This window comes from Methylomonas koyamae, from assembly GCF_019669905.1.
Classification (GTDB): domain Bacteria; phylum Pseudomonadota; class Gammaproteobacteria; order Methylococcales; family Methylomonadaceae; genus Methylomonas; species Methylomonas koyamae.
Genome location: NZ_AP019777.1, coordinates 4,481,006 through 4,498,306, shown reverse-complemented (window position 1 = coordinate 4,498,306; position 17,301 = coordinate 4,481,006). Strand labels below are relative to the sequence as shown.

Sequence of the window (17,301 nt, the reverse complement as noted above, 5' to 3'; positions counted from 1 at the left end):
AAAGTTACTTATAAAGTGGTTCATCTAACAGGATGAAAATAAAAAAACCATCTATACTTGGCCCGTAGAGCTTCTGCGAGCCGAGGTTGTGCTGTGCGAGCTAAGTTTAGTCTTTTATGATTCAAAAAGGGTTTGTTCATGAGCTGGTTCAGCAGGAATCCGTCGGCCGTGTTGGGTGTGGACATCAGTACTGCGGCGGTAAAGTTGTTGGAGCTAAGTAGAGCCGGGGCGCGATACAAAGTCGAGAGTTACGCCGTCGTGCCGCTACCCCAGGATGCCATCGTCGACAAGAATATCACTAATGTCGAGCAAATTGGCGGAGCGATCAAGGCCGCAGTCAAACAGTCCGGCACTAAAGCCAAGCACGCCAGCGTCGCCGTCGCCGGCTCTTCGGTGATGACGAAGATCATATCGATGCCGGCGTCGTTGTCCGATGCCGAGATGGAAGAACAGATTATGGTCGAAGCGGACCAATATATTCCGTATTCGCTGGACGAGGTAAATTTGGATTTCGAAGTCCAAGGCGTTACCAAAAGCAATCCGGACATGGTCGACGTATTGCTCGCCGCTTCCCGGCGGGAAAATATCGAAGACCGCGTTGCCGCGTTGGCCTATGCCGGACTGAAGACTGTAGTGGTCGATGTCGAGGCATTCGCCATGGAAAACGCATTTTCGTTGCTGGTGGACCAGCTACCGGAGGGGACCGGCGACATGACCGTGGCGATTGCCGATATCGGCGCCACGATGACCTCATTGAATATATTGCATGCCGGAAAGACGGTTTACACTCGCGAGCAGGGGTTCGGCGGCAAACAATTGACTGAGGAAATCCAGCGCCGCTACGGACTTTCCTACGAAGAGGCGGGATTAGCCAAAAAACATGGCGGCTTGCCCGACAACTATGCGGCAGATGTGTTGGAACCGTTCAAAAAAGCCATGTTGCAGCAAATTGCCCGGTCATTGCAGTTTTTCGTTTCGTCCAGTGCCAACCGCGGCGTGGATGCGTTAATTCTCGCCGGCGGCTGCGCATCTATCGCGGGTTTGGACAAATTGGTCGAACGCGATTTGGGCATACCGTCTTATATCGCCAATCCGTTTATCAATATGGCGCTGTCCAATCGGGTTAAGCCGCAAAGTCTCAGTAACGATACGCCGGCGATGATGATCGCTTGCGGCTTGGCGTTAAGGAGTTTCGACTAATGGCCAGAATTAACTTACTGCCTTGGCGAGAGGAGCTCAGGAAACGGCGGCAACAGGAATTCGTTGCCGGTATCGGCGCCGGAATATTGGCGACGGCGTGCGTTTTGGTAGCGGTCTATTTATACATAGAGGGCTTGAAGGAATACCAAACCTTACGCAACACGATGCTGCAAAACGAAATTGCCGTTCTGGACAAGCGTATTCAGGAAATCAAAGAAATCGAAGACAAGAAAAATAAGCTGTTGACCAAGATCGAAGTCATTCAAAAGTTGCAGGAAAGCCGACCGGAAATTGTGCATCTGTTCGAAGAGTTGGCCAAAACTACGCCCGAAGGGGTCTATCTGACCAAGTTTGTCCAAGCGGGTTCGCTGTTGACGTTAGACGGCAAAGCCGAATCCAACGCCCGCGTGTCGGCTTATATGCGGGCGATAGATAGTTCGCAGTGGTTGAACAGTTCGGTGCTTACAGTGATTCGCGGCGAAGGTAAAAAAAGCGGCACGATGAATGACTTTACCTTGACGGCTAAACAGGGCAAGAAAGCCGATAAGGCTCAGGGAGGGGCGGCTAAATGAATTTGTCGGAAGTCAATTGGGACATAAACGCCGCCGGTAGCTGGCCGACGCCGCTGAAAATTATCGTCATCGTTATATTTGCACTGTTGACCGGTGCTGCCGGCGTGTATTTTGTAACGATTCCGCAACTGGATGAACTGGATGCTTTGGAAAAACAAGAGGCCAGTTTGAAGAGTGCGTTCGAAGTTAAGCAGAAGAAAGCGATCAATTTGCAGGACTACCGCGACCAGTTGGAGCAGATCGAGGCCTCGTTGGGCGATATGTTGAAACAGATGCCGACCAAAGCCGAGGTTGCCAGTTTGTTGGTGGATATTTCTCAGACCGGTCTGGCTAGCGGCTTGGAGTTCAAATTGTTCCAGCCCGGCGGCGAGATCAATCGCGAGTTTTATTCCGAATTGCCGATCAGCATCCAGGTACTCGGTAAATACGAGGAACTGGGCTTGTTTGTCAGCGGCTTGGCTTCCTTGCCTCGTATCGTTACGGTACACGACGTGCAAATTACGCCGTTGGGTAAAGACGGCAAAGACGGGATGAGCATGTCGGCGACGATCAAAACCTATAACGAGGGCGAGTCCGCGCAAGCCGGTGCTGCGGCAGCGAAAAAACGGAGAGGTCAGTGATGGGCGTTGAATGCAGAATCGCTCCGGCGTGTTTGGCGCTGTTGCTGTTGGGTGGCTGCGGCGGCGACGATGTCAGCGATCTGAATAAGTATATTCAGGAAGTCAAGGCGCGTCCCAAGGCGCCGATCGAGCCTTTGCCGGAAATCAAAGTGGTAGAGTCGTTTATTTTCAAGCCGGACGGTTTGCGCGACCCGTTTCGGCCGAGCGAGAGAGCCAACGAAGACAGTAACGTCGACGTATCCGGGGTCAGCGGCATTCATCCCGACATCGAACGGCGAAAGGAAGAGCTGGAGGCTTATCCGCTGGATACCTTGCGCATGGTGGGTACTCTGCGCAACGAGAGCGGGCTTTGGGGGTTGGTCAGGGCGAATGACGGGACCATACACCGGGTGCAAGTAGGTAACCACATGGGGCAAAACTACGGCAAAATTTTGCGCATTCTCGACGACAGGATAGAGCTGATGGAAATCGTTCCGGACAAACCGGGCTCCTGGCGCGAACAACAGTCCGCGTTGGCGATGGCCGATGACAAAGGGTTATAAATAATGAGCATTGAACTAAATAGTAACGTACGGATTGGATTGGGACGGTTGGCGAGCCAACAATGCCTTTTGTTTCTGGTGTTGTGGTTGGCAGGGTTATCGGTACGTGCCGAAGATGCGGCAATCAATAATCTGGAGTTTTCTTCTTTGGCCGGTAACCAAGTCCAAATTCAGTTGGAAACCAGCGGCGGCTTGGTTGAACCGAAAATTTTTCAAACCGATAATCCGTCCAGAATTGCATTGGATTTTGCCGGCGTCAAAAGTAATCTGGCGAAAAAAAGTTTTCCGATCAATCAAGGTGCGGCCGGTACCGTATACGTGGTGGAGGCGTCGGGCCGCACCCGGGTCATTATCAACCTGGTCGAGAAGGTTCCCTACGAAACCCGGGTGGAAGGCGACAAGTATTACGTGATTTTAAAATCGGCCGGTACGGTTTCCGCTGTCAATAGCACAGTCCAACAAGCGCCATCTGCGGTTAAGAATTCCGCCATAAGCAAGTTTTTGCCTGAGCAAAATATCAAGAGTATCGACTTCAGGCGCGGGCCGAATGGCGAAGGGCGTCTGTTGCTGGGCTTGTCCGCAGCCAATACCGTGGTGGATACCAAACAGAGCGGCGGCAAAGTGGTATTGAATTTTCTGAACACCCGTTTGCCGGAATCCTTGGTCAAGAACTTCGACGTGTCGGACTTCGCTACGCCCGTGCAAAGAATCGAGGCGGTGCCGAAGGGCGATAGCGTCAACATCACCATAACGCCGAGCAACGGCAATTACGACTACTCGTCGTATCAAGCGGATAACTTGTTGACGGTGGAGTTTCGGCCGCTGACTCCGGCGGAAAAGGAAGCTCAACAAAAGGAAAAGTTTCCCTATGTCGGCAACAAGCTGTCTTTGAATTTTCAAGATATCGAGGTTCGCTCGGTGTTGCAGATTCTCGCCGATTTTACCGAGTTGAACATTATCGCCGCCGATTCGGTGGCCGGTAACGTCACGTTGCGCTTGAACGATGTGCCTTGGGATCAGGCTTTAGAATTGATACTAAAAGCCAAAGGATTAGCGAAACGGCAAAACGGTAACGTGGTAATGGTGGCGCCGGTGGCCGAGATTATGAAAATCGAGCAGGAAGAACTGGACTCGAAGAAAATTTTCGAAGAGCTGGAGCCGTTAAAAACCGAAAATATCCAGATCAATTACGCTAAAGCTTCAGAAATCTGTGGCGTACTGATGGGTATTGGCAATAATTCCCAAGGCGGACAGTCGGGAGCAGGCGGTTCTAGCGGTGGTGCTGGCGGATGCGGCGGTGGAGCTACTTCCAGCCCCTCCGGCTTGGGTGTCGGCGGCCAAGCCGGTGCATTGGGCGGGGCGGCGAGTATGCGGTTGTTGTCGCCGCGCGGTACCGCGATAGTCGATGCGCGGACCAATACCTTGATCGTTAAAGACACTGCGAAAGCGATGGAGGATGTGCGCAAGATGATCAAATTGCTGGACGTTCCGGTTCGGCAGGTGTTGATCGAGTCGCGCATTGTGATTGCCGATACCTCTTTTGCCCAGAATTTGGGAACCAAATTTGGCGTCGCCCATAAGACCGACGTCAACGGCGGGACGCAATACGGTATGACCGGCGCCGGTGTCGATACGAGTGAAAACTCGCAAATTTTGGCGGATCTGGGATCGGCATTGGCCGCTTCCAGCGGGGGGGCGTTGGCGTTGACTCTGGCGAGGGGCGCAGACTACTTATTGAATCTGGAAATCAATGCTTTGCAAGACGACGGCAAGGGTGAATTGGTATCCAACCCGCGCGTCATGACCAGTGACCGGGTGCAGGCTTCGATCAAACAGGGTGTGCAGATTCCTTATCAAACCCAAAGCCAGGCAACCGGCCCGGTCACGCAGTTGGTCGACGCAGTGTTGGAACTGAACGTCACTCCGCAAATTACGCCGAGCGGCAGTGTGATTATGCAACTAGATATCAAAAAGGATTCGCCGGGTACGCCGCTGGCGACAGGCGGCAATGCTACCGTACCGATCGATACCCGGCAGTTGAAAACCAAGGTGCAGGTCGAGGATGGCGAGACCGTGGTCCTGGGCGGGATCTACGAGTCCACGGTGCAGGATTCGTACAACACCGTGCCCTGGGTATCCGATCTGCCGGTCATCGGTTGGATGTTCAAAAAGAGCATAAAAACCGACAACAAGAAAGAATTGTTGGTGTTCATAACGCCTAAAATTGTCAAGGAATCTTTGAGCGCCAAATAGTTGCCTTCCTGGTCAAGGCGCGGTCGGGCAAAAGGGGCGTTAGCCCCTTTTTTCGTGATCTCGCCGCTTGCCGGGCGGTGCCGCGTTCTTTCGGTTTGCGGGCTATGGTATATTCCGCCGACCAACGTAACCTGTATTCTTTACTCATGCCAACCGAACGACTGCTTACTGTGATTCTATGGTGTCTGCTATTGCAGGCCTGCGGCCAAACTGGACCTTTATATATGCCGGATAGTCCGCCACCGATTTACGTTCCCAAACAAGAAAAATAAACATGGATTTTTTTAGCTACCGGCAACAGGCCTTGTTTGCCGAAGACGTTGCGGCTTCCTCTATTGCCGCCGATTACGGCACGCCCTGTTATGTCTATTCCCGCGCTGCATTGGAGCAACATTGGCAGGCCTTCGACCGGGCTTTCGGTGCGCATCCGCATTTGATTTGTTACGCCGTGAAGGCCAATTCGAATATTGCGCTGCTCAATCTGTTAGCCCGCTTGGGTTCCGGGTTCGATATCGTCTCGCTCGGCGAGATGCAGCGGGTATTGGCGGCTGGCGGTCGCCCTGGGGATATCGTATTTTCCGGTGTAGGTAAGCGAGCGGATGAAATTCTGGCGGCGCTGAAAGCCGGCATTCGCTGCTTTAACGTCGAAGTCAGCGGCGAGCTAGATCGTATCAACGAGTTGGCCGGACAAGTGGGCGTATTGGCACCGGTATCATTTCGAGTTAATCCCGATGTCGATGCCAAAACCCATCCTTATATCTCAACCGGGTTGAAAGAGAATAAATTCGGTATCGACATCGATAGTGCTATTCACGAGTATCGGCGCGCTGCCGCTATGCCGAATATTAAAGTGGTTGGCATCGATTGCCACATTGGTTCGCAGTTGACCGGGCTAAATCCCTTTCTGGATGCGCTGGATCGGGTGCTGGCTGTGGTGGATTTGCTGGCGGCGGAAGGGATCAATCTGCAGCATTTGGATTTGGGCGGCGGCTTGGGAATTAGATATCGCGACGAATTTCCGCCTTCGCCGGCGGAGTACGTCGCAGCGTTGCTACAGCGCCTGGGTGGTCGTGATTTCGAGATTTTGTTGGAGCCCGGCAGGGCGATTGTCGGCAACGCCGGTATTTTGCTGACCAAAGTGGAGTATCTAAAGCCAACTGCCAATAAAAATTTTGCGATAGTCGATGCGGCGATGAATGACCTGCTCAGGCCGGCACTGTATAGTGCTTGGCAGGATATCGTGCCGGCCGAGTTGGCAGATTCAGGACAGGAGTTGGAGTGGGACATTGTCGGTCCAGTTTGCGAAACCGGCGACTTTTTGGGTAAAGGCCGCTTATTGAAACTGGCTCCAGGCGACTTATTGGCTGTGCGTTCTGCCGGCGCCTATGGGTTCTCGATGAGCTCGAATTACAATTCCAGGCCGCGGGCTGCTGAGGTGATCGTGGACGGCAACAGTTGCCATCTGGTCCGGGAGCGGGAGACCGTTCAACAACTGTGGGCCGGGGAACGGTTGTTGTCATAGAGAAAGTTATGGAGATTCTTTTTACCAAAATGCATGGCTTGGGTAACGATTTCATCGTCATCGATGCCGTTTCGCAGCAGATTGATTTGAACGCCGAGCAAGTTCGCTTTTTGGCCGATCGCCATTTCGGTGTCGGTTGCGACCAATTGTTGTTGGTGGAGAAACCGGTTAGCGCAAATGCCGATTTTAAATATCGCATTTTTAATGCCGATGGCGGAGAAGTGTCGCAATGCGGCAACGGTGCCAGGTGTTTTGCCCGCTTCGTGTGGGATAAAGGCTTGTGCGATAAGGATGAAATAGTCGTCGATACCGATGCGGGTCAGTTGGTGCTCGGCATTGGTCGGGACGGTTTGGTGACGGTTAATATGGGGTTGCCCCGGCACGACCCTGCTCAAATTCCGCTAAATGCGCCAACGCAGTTGCCGGTTTACCACGTGGAAATCGATGGCGAATCGATTGCGTTTGCGGCGGTTTCCATGGGTAATCCGCACGCGGTGTTGATTGTCGACGACGTCGAGCAAGCGCCGGTGGCGAGTTTGGGAAAGCGTTTGGAGTGCCATGAGGTTTTTCCGCAGCGAGCGAATATCGGTTTTATGCAAGTCATCGATCGTTCGCGCGTTAAATTGCGGGTCTACGAAAGGGGGGCGGAGGAAACTCTGGCCTGCGGCAGCGGTGCCTGTGCGGCGGCGGTCGCGGGTATCGAGCAGGGATTGTTGGATAGCCAGGTTAATGTGTGTTTGCCGGGCGGCGAGTTACAGATCGCCTGGCAGGGCAGAGGGTGTCCGGTGTTGATGACCGGGCCGGCGGTTAAGGTATTTGAAGGACGAATAAGCATATGATCGAAGAGCATCAAACAGAGATCACGGATGCAGCGGTGGTCGACTATTTACGCCTTCATCCGGATTTTTTTCACCGGCATCTGGATTTGCTGGAACAAATGCATATTCCGCACCCCAGCGGTACCGCAATTTCGTTGATATCCAAGCAACTGGAGATTTTTCGAGCCAAACATCAAGAGCAAGAGAGCCAATTGAATGCGTTGATCGATATTGCCAGGGAGAACGATGCTTCGTTTAATCGGATGCACGAACTGACGCTGGCGATGTTGGAAGCGAATTCTCTGGAGGATGCGGTGGCTAATTTGAGCGAGGTGTTGGCGGAATGCTTTTTGACCGATTTTGTCGGTATCAAAATCGTCAGAGACGGCGGGTGCTCGCCAATCAGTAATTTGTTCGTCACAGCGGACGAGCCGAATTTGAAGCATTTTGCAAACGAATTGGCGACCAATCAGCCGAAATGCGGGCGGCCGACTTTGGCGCAAGCGACTTTCTTGTTCGGTGATGCAGCTATGGAAGTCAGGTCATGTGCGATTATTCCGATGGTGTTTACTCAGCTAGAAGGCATATTGGCCATCGGTAGTCGCGATGAGGGCCGGTTTCATTACAGCATGGGGAGCGTGTTTCTGACTCAGATGAGCGAGATTATCGGGACGCGATTGATTTCGTTGTTGCAGCAATTGGATTAACGCTGTGTATGTCGCTGAAGACGAAGCAGTTAATTTATTTCTGCGTTACTTGCGCGAAGAAAAAAGGGTTGCAGAGCATACGGCGATCAGCTACCAATCAGATTTGAGGCGGTTTGCCGATTACTGCAAAGCGAAGGATATTTTGCAGTGGACTGACGTGCAGGCTAGCGATGTCCGCCAGTATATAGCCGCGAGGCATAAGGACCGAATCAGTAGTAAAACCATTCGCCGCGATCTGGCGGCGTTGCGCAGTTTTTACCGATTTTTGTTGAAAAGTAATCGGGTTGCTGTCAATCCAGCTTTGCACGTCAAAGCGCCTAAGGCGCCCAAGCGATTACCGAAGGTATTGGATGTTGACCAGATGGCTGGAATATTGGATGCCGAAGCCGGTTCCGTGCTTGAAATCAGAGACGTTGCTATGTTCGAGCTATTTTACTCGTCCGGGCTCAGATTGAGCGAGTTGGTAATGCTGGATGATGTCGATCTTGATTTCGCAGAGGGTTTTCTGAGGGTGCGTTTCGGCAAGGGCGGTAAACAAAGGCAGGTGCCATTGGGGTCTAAAGCTGCTGTAGCGATCAAGACTTGGCTGAAAGTGCGGCCGGATTTTTCTACCCCGGCACTGTTTATATCGTCTGCGGGGAGAAGGTTATCTCAACGAACCGTTCAGTTGCGGTTGAATCGGTGGGTTGCGAAGCTCGATTTCGATGAGCATGTCCATCCGCACATGTTAAGACATTCTTTTGCTAGTCATTTGTTGGAATCTAGCCAGGATATTCGAGCCGTGCAGGAATTGCTGGGGCATAGCAGCGTTGCTACAACGCAAATTTACACTCATTTGGATTTTCAGCACTTGGCCAGTGTGTACGATAAAGCTCACCCTCGGTCTCGGAAAGCCCGAGAAAGTGAAGAAAAGTCGCGCGAGTGACGATTAGTAGTTGACAGTGAGGTTTGAAGTGAATACAATGAGCGGCTCTTCACTGCTGAGCTGTTTAGGGATTTGAAGTTTAAATCCTTTGAGTGGTGAGGGCGAGTGGTTTGCTGGTTGCTTTTGGTGATGGCAAATTGCTTGTTTTGATTGGCTTCGGTTCTTGTGTTGGATTTTGAGAGTTGAAAGTCGGTTAAAAAAAAGTGGTTGACATGATTTCTGATTGCTGTAGAATATGTCGGCTCAACAGGGCGAAATGCTCTGGCTCTTTAACAAACTGAATCGAAATAATTTGTGTGGGTATGTGTAGCGATACGTTTCTGTTAGAAACTATCGATACAGACCACGTCAATTTAAGCTTATAAATTACGTTCTGTAATCGAGTCAAGATTGGTCGCTAATCTTTCTTAGCGGCAAACCAAAATTAAACTGAAGAGTTTGATCATGGCTCAGATTGAACGCTGGCGGTATGCTTAACACATGCAAGTCGAACGCTGATAAGGTGCTTGCACCTTTGATGAGTGGCGGACGGGTGAGTAATGCATAGGAATCTGCCTATTAGTGGGGGACAACGTGGGGAAACTCACGCTAATACCGCATACGATCTACGGATGAAAGCAGGGGACCTTCGGGCCTTGCGCTAATAGATGAGCCTATGTCGGATTAGCTAGTTGGTGGGGTAAAGGCCTACCAAGGCGACGATCCGTAGCTGGTCTGAGAGGATGATCAGCCACACTGGGACTGAGACACGGCCCAGACTCCTACGGGAGGCAGCAGTGGGGAATATTGGACAATGGGCGAAAGCCTGATCCAGCAATACCGCGTGTGTGAAGAAGGCCTGAGGGTTGTAAAGCACTTTCAATGGGAAGGAACACCTATCGGTTAATACCCGGTAGACTGACATTACCCATACAAGAAGCACCGGCTAACTCCGTGCCAGCAGCCGCGGTAATACGGAGGGTGCAAGCGTTAATCGGAATTACTGGGCGTAAAGCGTGCGTAGGCGGTTGTTTAAGTCAGATGTGAAAGCCCCGGGCTTAACCTGGGAACTGCATTTGATACTGGGCAACTAGAGTTGAGTAGAGGGGAGTGGAATTTCAGGTGTAGCGGTGAAATGCGTAGAGATCTGAAGGAACACCAGTGGCGAAGGCGGCTCCCTGGACTCAAACTGACGCTGAGGTACGAAAGCGTGGGTAGCAAACAGGATTAGATACCCTGGTAGTCCACGCCGTAAACGATGTCAACTAACTGTTGGGTTCTTTAAGAACTTAGTAGTGGAGCTAACGTATTAAGTTGACCGCCTGGGGAGTACGGCCGCAAGGCTAAAACTCAAATGAATTGACGGGGGCCCGCACAAGCGGTGGAGCATGTGGTTTAATTCGATGCAACGCGAAGAACCTTACCTACCCTTGACATCCTCGGAACTTGTCAGAGATGACTTGGTGCCTTCGGGAACCGAGAGACAGGTGCTGCATGGCTGTCGTCAGCTCGTGTTGTGAAATGTTGGGTTAAGTCCCGTAACGAGCGCAACCCTTATCCTTAGTTGCCAGCGAGTAATGTCGGGAACTCTAGGGAGACTGCCGGTGATAAACCGGAGGAAGGTGGGGACGACGTCAAGTCATCATGGCCCTTATGGGTAGGGCTACACACGTGCTACAATGGCCGGTACAGAGGGCAGCGAAACCGTGAGGTCAAGCAAATCCCACAAAGCCGGTCCCAGTCCGGATTGCAGTCTGCAACTCGACTGCATGAAGTCGGAATCGCTAGTAATCGCGGATCAGAATGCCGCGGTGAATACGTTCCCGGGCCTTGTACACACCGCCCGTCACACCATGGGAGTGGGTTGCAAAAGAAGTAGGTAGTTTAACCTTCGGGAGGGCGCTTACCACTTTGTGATTCATGACTGGGGTGAAGTCGTAACAAGGTAGCCCTAGGGGAACCTGGGGCTGGATCACCTCCTTACAAAGACAGAACGCCGTTACACGTATCCACAACAAATTATTTCGATTGAAAGACGCACCTGGGTCTGTAGCTCAGTTGGTTAGAGCGCACCCCTGATAAGGGTGAGGTCGGAGGTTCAAATCCTCCCAGACCCACCAACGCGAAAAGCAAGACGAAAGCAGCAAGGCAACTGAACAAGCAAGAGACAGTCGTTGGATTGCTCCTGTGTTGATCTTGAGGGTTTCGGCTTTAGTCTTTTGACTGTTTTCGGGGCCATAGCTCAGCTGGGAGAGCGCCTGCCTTGCACGCAGGAGGTCGGGAGTTCGATCCTCCCTGGCTCCACCACTAGCCAGAAGCAAACCAAGCACCCGCGTCTGCCGTAGCCGTGAAGGCGATCATCTCTATAACGTTTGGCAACAGACTTTATAGAATTGGTCCTCGGATCAATACGCTCTTTAACAATATGGAAATCTGTAACCAAGTCTTGATCGGAAACGATCAAAACTGAAACGAGTTGCAGTTTATGAAAGGCAATTATCGAAAGATAAACGCCGAAAGTAAACCGCGAATCGTTCTCAAGCAACATCAGCGAACATGTCAGCTGACAAATAACTTAAATAGTAAGCCTAGCGAAGCCGGAGATGCAAATCGAAAGCTAAGTGAAAGCAGACGTATTCGGGTTATATGGTCAAGTGAATAAGCGCATACGGTGGATGCCTAGGCAGTAAGAGGCGATGAAAGACGTGGTAGCCTGCGAAAAGCTTCGGGGAGGCGGCAAACAGCCTGTGATCCGGAGATGTCTGAATGGGGAAACCCGGCGAGGATAACCTCGTCATCTTTGAGTGAATACATAGCTCACTGAAGCGAACCCGGAGAACTGAAACATCTAAGTACCCGGAGGAAAAGAAATCAACCGAGATTCCCTTAGTAGTGGCGAGCGAACGGGGACTAGCCCTTAAGTGTTGATGACGTTAGTGGAACGGTCTGGAAAGTCCGGCGATACAGGGTGATAGCCCCGTACACGAAAACGTCTTCAGCATGAAATCGAGTAGGTCGGCGCACGTGAAACGTTGACTGAATATGGGGGGACCATCCTCCAAGGCTAAATACTCCTTACTGACCGATAGTGAACCAGTACCGTGAGGGAAAGGCGAAAAGAACCGCGGAGAGCGGAGTGAAATAGAACCTGAAACCGTATGCGTACAAGCAGTAGGAGCCCCTTCGTGGGGTGACTGCGTACCTTTTGTATAATGGGTCAGCGACTTACATTTTGTGGCAAGCTTAACCGAATAGGGGAGGCGTAGGGAAACCGAGTCTTAATAGGGCGTTTAGTCGCAAGGTGTAGACCCGAAACCGGGCGATCTATCCATGACCAGGTTGAAGGTCAGGTAATACTGACTGGAGGACCGAACCCACTCCCGTTGAAAAGGTAGGGGATGAGTTGTGGATCGGAGTGAAAGGCTAATCAAGCTCGGAGATAGCTGGTTCTCCTCGAAAGCTATTTAGGTAGCGCCTCGTGTATCACTGCTGGGGGTAGAGCACTGTTTCGGCTAGGGGGTCATCCCGACTTACCAACCCGATGCAAACTCCGAATACCAGCAAGTGTCAGCACGGGAGACACACGGCGGGTGATAAGGTCCGTCGTGAAAAGGGAAACAGCCCAGACCGTCAGCTAAGGTCCCCAAATCTATGCTCAGTGGGAAACGATGTGGAAAGGCACAGACAGCCAGGAGGTTGGCTTAGAAGCAGCCACCCTTTAAAGAAAGCGTAATAGCTCACTGGTCGAGTCGGTCTGCGCGGAAGATTCACCGGGGCTAAGCATAGTACCGAAGCTACGGATTCACGCTTTGCGTGAGTGGTAGAGGAGCGTTCCGTACGCCTGCGAAGGTCGATTGAGAAGTCGGCTGGAGGTATCGGAAGTGCGAATGCTGACATAAGTAACGATAAAGGGGGTGAAAAACCCCCTCGCCGTAAACCCAAGGTTTCCTGCGCAACGTTAATCGACGCAGGGTTAGTCGGCACCTAAGGCGAGGCTGAAAAGCGTAGTCGATGGAAAACAGGTTAATATTCCTGTACCAGTATTAACTGCGATGGGGTGACGGAGAAGGCTATATCAGCGGTCTGTTGGAAGTGGCCGTTTAAGCAAGTAGGCAGGCATCTTAGGCAAATCCGGGGTGCTTTATGCTGAGATGTGATGACGAGTGTCTCGAAAGAAACGCGAAGTGATAGATGCCCTGCTTCCAAGAAAAACCTCTAAGCTTCAGGTTAATAGTGGCCGTACCCTAAACCGACACAGGTGGGTGGGATGAAAATTCTAAGGCGCTTGAGAGAACCCAGGTGAAGGAACTAGGCAAAATGATACCGTAACTTCGGGAGAAGGTATGCCCTTGGTACGTGTAAGCCCTCGCGGCTGAAGCGGAAGGGGGTTGCAAAAAATCGGTGGCTGCGACTGTTTAGCAAAAACATAGCACTCTGCAAACACGAAAGTGGACGTATAGGGTGTGACGCCTGCCCGGTGCTGGAAGGTTAATTGATGGGGTTATCTTCGGAGAAGCTCTTGATCGAAGCCCCAGTAAACGGCGGCCGTAACTATAACGGTCCTAAGGTAGCGAAATTCCTTGTCGGGTAAGTTCCGACCTGCACGAATGGCGTAACGATGGCCACACTGTCTCCACCTGGGACTCAGTGAAATTGAAATCGCTGTGAAGATGCAGTGTACCCGCGGCTAGACGGAAAGACCCCGTGCACCTTTACTATAGCTTGACACTGGACTTTGAACCTACTTGTGTAGGATAGGTGGGAGGCTTTGAAGCAGGAACGCCAGTTCTTGTGGAGCCAACCTTGAAATACCACCCTGGTATGTTTGGAGTTCTAACCTCGATCCATTATCTGGATTAGGGACAGTGTCTGGTGGGTAGTTTGACTGGGGCGGTCTCCTCCCAAAGAGTAACGGAGGAGCACGAAGGTACCCTCAGCCTGGTCGGAAATCAGGCAATGAGTGCAAAGGCATAAGGGTGCTTGACTGCGAGACGGACAAGTCGAGCAGGTACGAAAGTAGGTCTTAGTGATCCGGTGGTTCTGTATGGAAGGGCCATCGCTCAACGGATAAAAGGTACGCCGGGGATAACAGGCTGATACCGCCCAAGAGTTCATATCGACGGCGGTGTTTGGCACCTCGATGTCGGCTCATCACATCCTGGGGCTGAAGCAGGTCCCAAGGGTATGGCTGTTCGCCATTTAAAGTGGTACGCGAGCTGGGTTCAGAACGTCGTGAGACAGTTCGGTCCCTATCTGCCGTGGGCGTTTGAGATTTGAGGGAAGCTGCTTCTAGTACGAGAGGACCGAAGTGGACGAACCTCTGGTGTTCCGGTTGTCATGCCAATGGCATTGCCGGGTAGCCACGTTCGGACAGGATAACCGCTGAAAGCATCTAAGCGGGAAGCCCCTCCCAAGATGAGATCTCACTGGGACTATAAGTCCCCTGAAGGGCCGTTGGAGACGACGACGTTGATAGGCACGGTGTGGAAGTCCAGTAATGGGCGTAGCTAACGTGTACTAATTGCCCGTGAGGCTTGACCATATAACACCCAATGCGTTTGGGTTGTCACACGACAATCGCTGAACAAAACCTGAGAACGATACCAACTCATACAGATTTCCATGAAAACAGGTGAAAAGTACAAGGCACAACGTGTCAAACTACTTGAAAGGTCTAGCAGAGACTAGATTGATCCCTGTGCATGACGGTTGGCTTAAACCAACCAAACCAGTTTGCTTGGTGAACATAGCAAGCGTGAACCACCCGATCCCATCCCGAACTCGGAAGTGAAACCGCTTAGCGCCGATGATAGTGTGGCAGGTTGCCATGTGAAAGTAGGTCATCGCCAAGCTCTTAAATATCAAGCCCGTCTAACCACGGGCTTTTTTTTGCCCCTCGCTTTGCCCCCTTCATAACGCCCCAACAACGCGCCTCCAGCGGGCAAGCCACGCCAACATCGCACACCTTCTTCAACTTACCAGCACGGAGGAGCGAATCATCGCAATAGCGGCCTTTAGCAGCGGCTGCTATCTCGTGCCGGCCTTAAGCGTCTCCTGCCGAGCTTGCAGATTCAAAGCAGGCGCGAAGAATCTCCTCCAACTTCTTCATGCTCAAGCGCCTGTTACAGCCACGGCGGTCAGTTCACTATGGCTGAATCAGCTACAACGCGTCTATTTGCGCTCGCCAGTCTGCGAAATCAAATCGACCTACGACCCGAGAAACTACTCTTCCTTCCCGACTAAGCAAAAAACTGCTCGGCACATGTGTTAATTTGGCTTGAGGAGACGAAAAGCGTGAGTTCTAGTGGCTAATGCAAATGAATCTATCCATTATCCGATCATACGAAGTTAGGGGGATGAGAACGGAATGGAAAAAGTTGAATTTGGCTTGACAACAATTTGTTAGGTGGTAGACTGCCTCGCACCTTAAGGGACGCGGGTGTCTTCGTAAGAAGTCTGGTAATAAGGAAAAACAAAGAACTCCCGATACGATCGGGGATTTAGATAATCTTTTAGGAGGTAGAAATGGCTGCTACAACTGAATCAGTTAAGGCTGATGCTGCGGAAGCACCGCTTTTAAATCAAAGAAACCTATGGGCGGGCGTTGCTCTGTACTTGGTTTTCTATTCATTCATTCGCTGGTATGAAGGTGTTTACGGCTGGTCCGCTGGTCTTGACTCATTCGCACCTGAGTTTGAAACATACTGGATGAACATGCTGTACATCGAGATCGTTATCGAAGTACTGTTGTTTGCTGGTATCAACGGCTACATCTGGAAAACTCGTGATCGCAAAGTAATGTCAATCACTCCACGTGAAGAACTGCGTCGTCATTTCACACACTGGACTTGGTTGGTTTGCTACGGTTGGGCTATCTACTGGGGCGCTTCTTACTTCACCGAGCAAGACGGTACTTGGCACCAAACAATCGTTCGTGATACTGACTTTACTCCAAGTCACATCATCGAATTCTACCTGTCATACCCAATCTACATCATCACTGGTTCAGCTTCTTTCATGTATGCAAAAACCAGACTGCCTTCTTACCAAGAAGGTCTGCACCTGATGTACTTGGTTGTGGTTATCGGTCCATTCATGATTCTGCCAAACGTTGGTTTGAATGAATGGGGTCACACATTCTGGTTTATGGAAGAGTTGTTCGTTGCTCCATTGCACTACGGTTTCGTATTCTTTGGTTGGGCGGCTCTGGCTGTTATGGGTGTTGTGAACTACGAAGTAATGTGCATCGCCAAGTTGTTGAAAAAAGATCTGGCTTAATAGCTTATCTTTAAAAAGTAAAATACTATCTCCTTTCCTGCCGCTGCTCTAATCTAAAGGGTGGCGGTAGGATAAAGAGAAGTGAAAAAAATATAATTTTAATTCTTTAGGAGGTAAGCTAATGAGCGCATCTCAATCAGCTGTACGTTCTCGTGCGGAAGCGGTTCAAGTTTCCCGTACGTTCGACTGGATGATTCTTTTTACACTGTTCACCGCGGTTCTGGGTGGCTACCACATTCACTACATGTTGACCGGTGGTGACTGGGACTTCTGGACCGACTGGAAAGACAGACGTCTGTGGGTAACCGTAGCGCCTATCGTTTCTATTACATTTCCTGCGGCTGTTCAAGCTTGCTTGTGGTGGAGATACCGTTTGCCAATCGGTGCAACCATTTCTGTTGTTGCTCTGATGGTTGGTGAGTGGATCAACCGTTACATGAACTTCTGGGGTTGGACTTACTTCCCAGTAAACATTTGCTTCCCATCTAACCTGCTGCCAGGCGCTATCGTTCTTGACGTGATCCTGATGTTGGGTAACAGCATGACCTTGACTGCTGTTTTGGGTGGTTTGGCTTACGGTTTGTTGTTCTACCCAGGCAACTGGCCGGTAATTGCTCCTCTGCACGTTCCTGTAGAGTACAACGGCATGATGATGACCCTGGCTGACTTGCAAGGTTACCACTATGTTCGTACCGGTACACCTGAGTACATCCGTATGGTTGAGAAAGGTACATTAAGAACTTTCGGTAAAGACGTTGCTCCTGTATCAGCGTTCTTCTCTGGATTCGTTTCTATCATCATCTACTTCTTGTGGCACTTCTTTGGCAGATGGTTCGCTCAAACCGGATTCATCGCCGACGACGCATCCTAATCTGAAGTTTTGAT

At 51.2% G+C, this 17,301-nt stretch carries 12 protein-coding genes, 2 tRNA genes and 3 rRNA genes; all 17 read left to right on the top strand.

Annotated elements, in window-relative coordinates; all coding sequences use genetic code 11:
• Nucleotides 1-138 precede the first annotated feature (138 nt).
• The 17 genes from MKFW12EY_RS20275 (at nt 139) to amoA (ending at nt 17,287) form a co-directional block, all read left to right on the top strand.
• The gene (locus tag MKFW12EY_RS20275; protein ID WP_064023024.1) at nt 139-1,200 is read left to right on the top strand and encodes a pilus assembly protein PilM; all 1,062 of its coding nucleotides are present in this window, start codon (nt 139-141) and stop codon (nt 1,198-1,200) included.
• Nucleotides 1,200-1,772 (top strand): PilN domain-containing protein, encoded by a 573-nt coding sequence (locus tag MKFW12EY_RS20270; RefSeq protein ID WP_054758945.1) that lies wholly within the window; start codon nt 1,200-1,202, stop codon nt 1,770-1,772. The genes MKFW12EY_RS20275 and MKFW12EY_RS20270 overlap by 1 nt, the downstream gene beginning before the upstream one ends.
• Entirely contained in the window at nt 1,769-2,392 is a 624-nt protein-coding gene (locus MKFW12EY_RS20265; RefSeq protein ID WP_064023022.1) for a type IV pilus inner membrane component PilO, read from the top strand. Before MKFW12EY_RS20270 ends, MKFW12EY_RS20265 begins: the two co-directional genes overlap by 4 nt.
• On the top strand, nt 2,392-2,934 hold the full coding sequence (locus MKFW12EY_RS20260) for a pilus assembly protein PilP (protein ID WP_221053652.1): 543 nt from the start codon (nt 2,392-2,394) through the stop codon (nt 2,932-2,934). The genes MKFW12EY_RS20265 and MKFW12EY_RS20260 overlap by 1 nt, the downstream gene beginning before the upstream one ends.
• A 3-nt stretch (nt 2,935-2,937) precedes the next feature.
• Nucleotides 2,938-5,187, top strand: a complete 2,250-nt coding sequence (locus MKFW12EY_RS20255) for a type IV pilus secretin PilQ (protein ID WP_054758946.1) — start codon at nt 2,938-2,940, stop codon at nt 5,185-5,187.
• A 104-nt stretch (nt 5,188-5,291) separates the two neighbouring features.
• Entirely contained in the window at nt 5,292-5,459 is a 168-nt protein-coding gene (gene lptM / locus MKFW12EY_RS23340) for an LPS translocon maturation chaperone LptM (RefSeq protein WP_197495914.1), read from the top strand.
• A gap of 2 nt (nt 5,460-5,461) precedes the next feature.
• Nucleotides 5,462-6,709, top strand: a complete 1,248-nt coding sequence (gene lysA, locus MKFW12EY_RS20245; protein WP_221053651.1) for a diaminopimelate decarboxylase — start codon at nt 5,462-5,464, stop codon at nt 6,707-6,709.
• Between the two features lie 8 nt (nt 6,710-6,717).
• Nucleotides 6,718-7,548, top strand: coding sequence for a diaminopimelate epimerase (gene dapF / locus MKFW12EY_RS20240; protein WP_054758948.1), 831 nt, complete (start codon nt 6,718-6,720; stop codon nt 7,546-7,548).
• Nucleotides 7,545-8,234 (top strand): DUF484 family protein, encoded by a 690-nt coding sequence (locus MKFW12EY_RS20235; protein ID WP_054758950.1) that lies wholly within the window; start codon nt 7,545-7,547, stop codon nt 8,232-8,234. Before dapF ends, MKFW12EY_RS20235 begins: the two co-directional genes overlap by 4 nt.
• Nucleotides 8,235-8,238: 4 nt before the next feature.
• The gene (gene xerC, locus MKFW12EY_RS20230) at nt 8,239-9,159 is read left to right on the top strand and encodes a tyrosine recombinase XerC (RefSeq protein ID WP_221053650.1); all 921 of its coding nucleotides are present in this window, start codon (nt 8,239-8,241) and stop codon (nt 9,157-9,159) included.
• 426 nt (nt 9,160-9,585) lie between these two features.
• Nucleotides 9,586-11,121 (top strand): 16S ribosomal RNA (locus MKFW12EY_RS20225).
• A gap of 60 nt (nt 11,122-11,181) precedes the next feature.
• Nucleotides 11,182-11,258 (top strand) — tRNA-Ile (locus MKFW12EY_RS20220).
• Between the two features lie 111 nt (nt 11,259-11,369).
• A tRNA-Ala gene (locus MKFW12EY_RS20215) sits at nt 11,370-11,445 on the top strand.
• Between the two features lie 341 nt (nt 11,446-11,786).
• A 23S ribosomal RNA gene (locus tag MKFW12EY_RS20210) occupies nt 11,787-14,680 on the top strand.
• Between the two features lie 194 nt (nt 14,681-14,874).
• Nucleotides 14,875-14,990: ribosomal RNA gene (gene rrf, locus MKFW12EY_RS20205) — 5S ribosomal RNA — on the top strand.
• Together the 16S, 23S and 5S rRNA genes with 2 tRNA genes alongside form the textbook arrangement of a ribosomal RNA operon.
• Before the next feature lie 673 nt (nt 14,991-15,663).
• Entirely contained in the window at nt 15,664-16,416 is a 753-nt protein-coding gene (gene amoC / locus MKFW12EY_RS20200) for a bacterial ammonia monooxygenase, subunit AmoC (RefSeq protein ID WP_054761027.1), read from the top strand.
• 121 nt (nt 16,417-16,537) lie between these two features.
• A complete protein-coding gene (gene amoA, locus MKFW12EY_RS20195; RefSeq protein WP_054761029.1) occupies nt 16,538-17,287 on the top strand; it encodes a bacterial ammonia monooxygenase, subunit AmoA in 750 nt (249 codons plus the stop codon).
• The last annotated feature ends 14 nt before the right edge of the window (nt 17,288-17,301 follow it).

Bases quoted from the DNA above. Each gene is read 5' to 3' on its own strand.
- MKFW12EY_RS20275 (WP_064023024.1), top strand. From the start codon at position 139: ATGAGCTGGTTCAGCAGGAATCCGTCGGCCGTGTTGGGTGTGGACATC.
- MKFW12EY_RS20270 (WP_054758945.1), top strand. From the start codon at position 1,200: ATGGCCAGAATTAACTTACTGCCTTGGCGAGAGGAGCTCAGGAAACGG.
- MKFW12EY_RS20265 (WP_064023022.1), top strand. From the start codon at position 1,769: ATGAATTTGTCGGAAGTCAATTGGGACATAAACGCCGCCGGTAGCTGG.
- MKFW12EY_RS20260 (WP_221053652.1), top strand. From the start codon at position 2,392: ATGGGCGTTGAATGCAGAATCGCTCCGGCGTGTTTGGCGCTGTTGCTG.
- MKFW12EY_RS20255 (WP_054758946.1), top strand. From the start codon at position 2,938: ATGAGCATTGAACTAAATAGTAACGTACGGATTGGATTGGGACGGTTG.
- lptM (WP_197495914.1), top strand. From the start codon at position 5,292: ATGGTATATTCCGCCGACCAACGTAACCTGTATTCTTTACTCATGCCA.
- lysA (WP_221053651.1), top strand. From the start codon at position 5,462: ATGGATTTTTTTAGCTACCGGCAACAGGCCTTGTTTGCCGAAGACGTT.
- dapF (WP_054758948.1), top strand. From the start codon at position 6,718: ATGGAGATTCTTTTTACCAAAATGCATGGCTTGGGTAACGATTTCATC.
- MKFW12EY_RS20235 (WP_054758950.1), top strand. From the start codon at position 7,545: ATGATCGAAGAGCATCAAACAGAGATCACGGATGCAGCGGTGGTCGAC.
- amoC (WP_054761027.1), top strand. From the start codon at position 15,664: ATGGCTGCTACAACTGAATCAGTTAAGGCTGATGCTGCGGAAGCACCG.
- amoA (WP_054761029.1), top strand. From the start codon at position 16,538: ATGAGCGCATCTCAATCAGCTGTACGTTCTCGTGCGGAAGCGGTTCAA.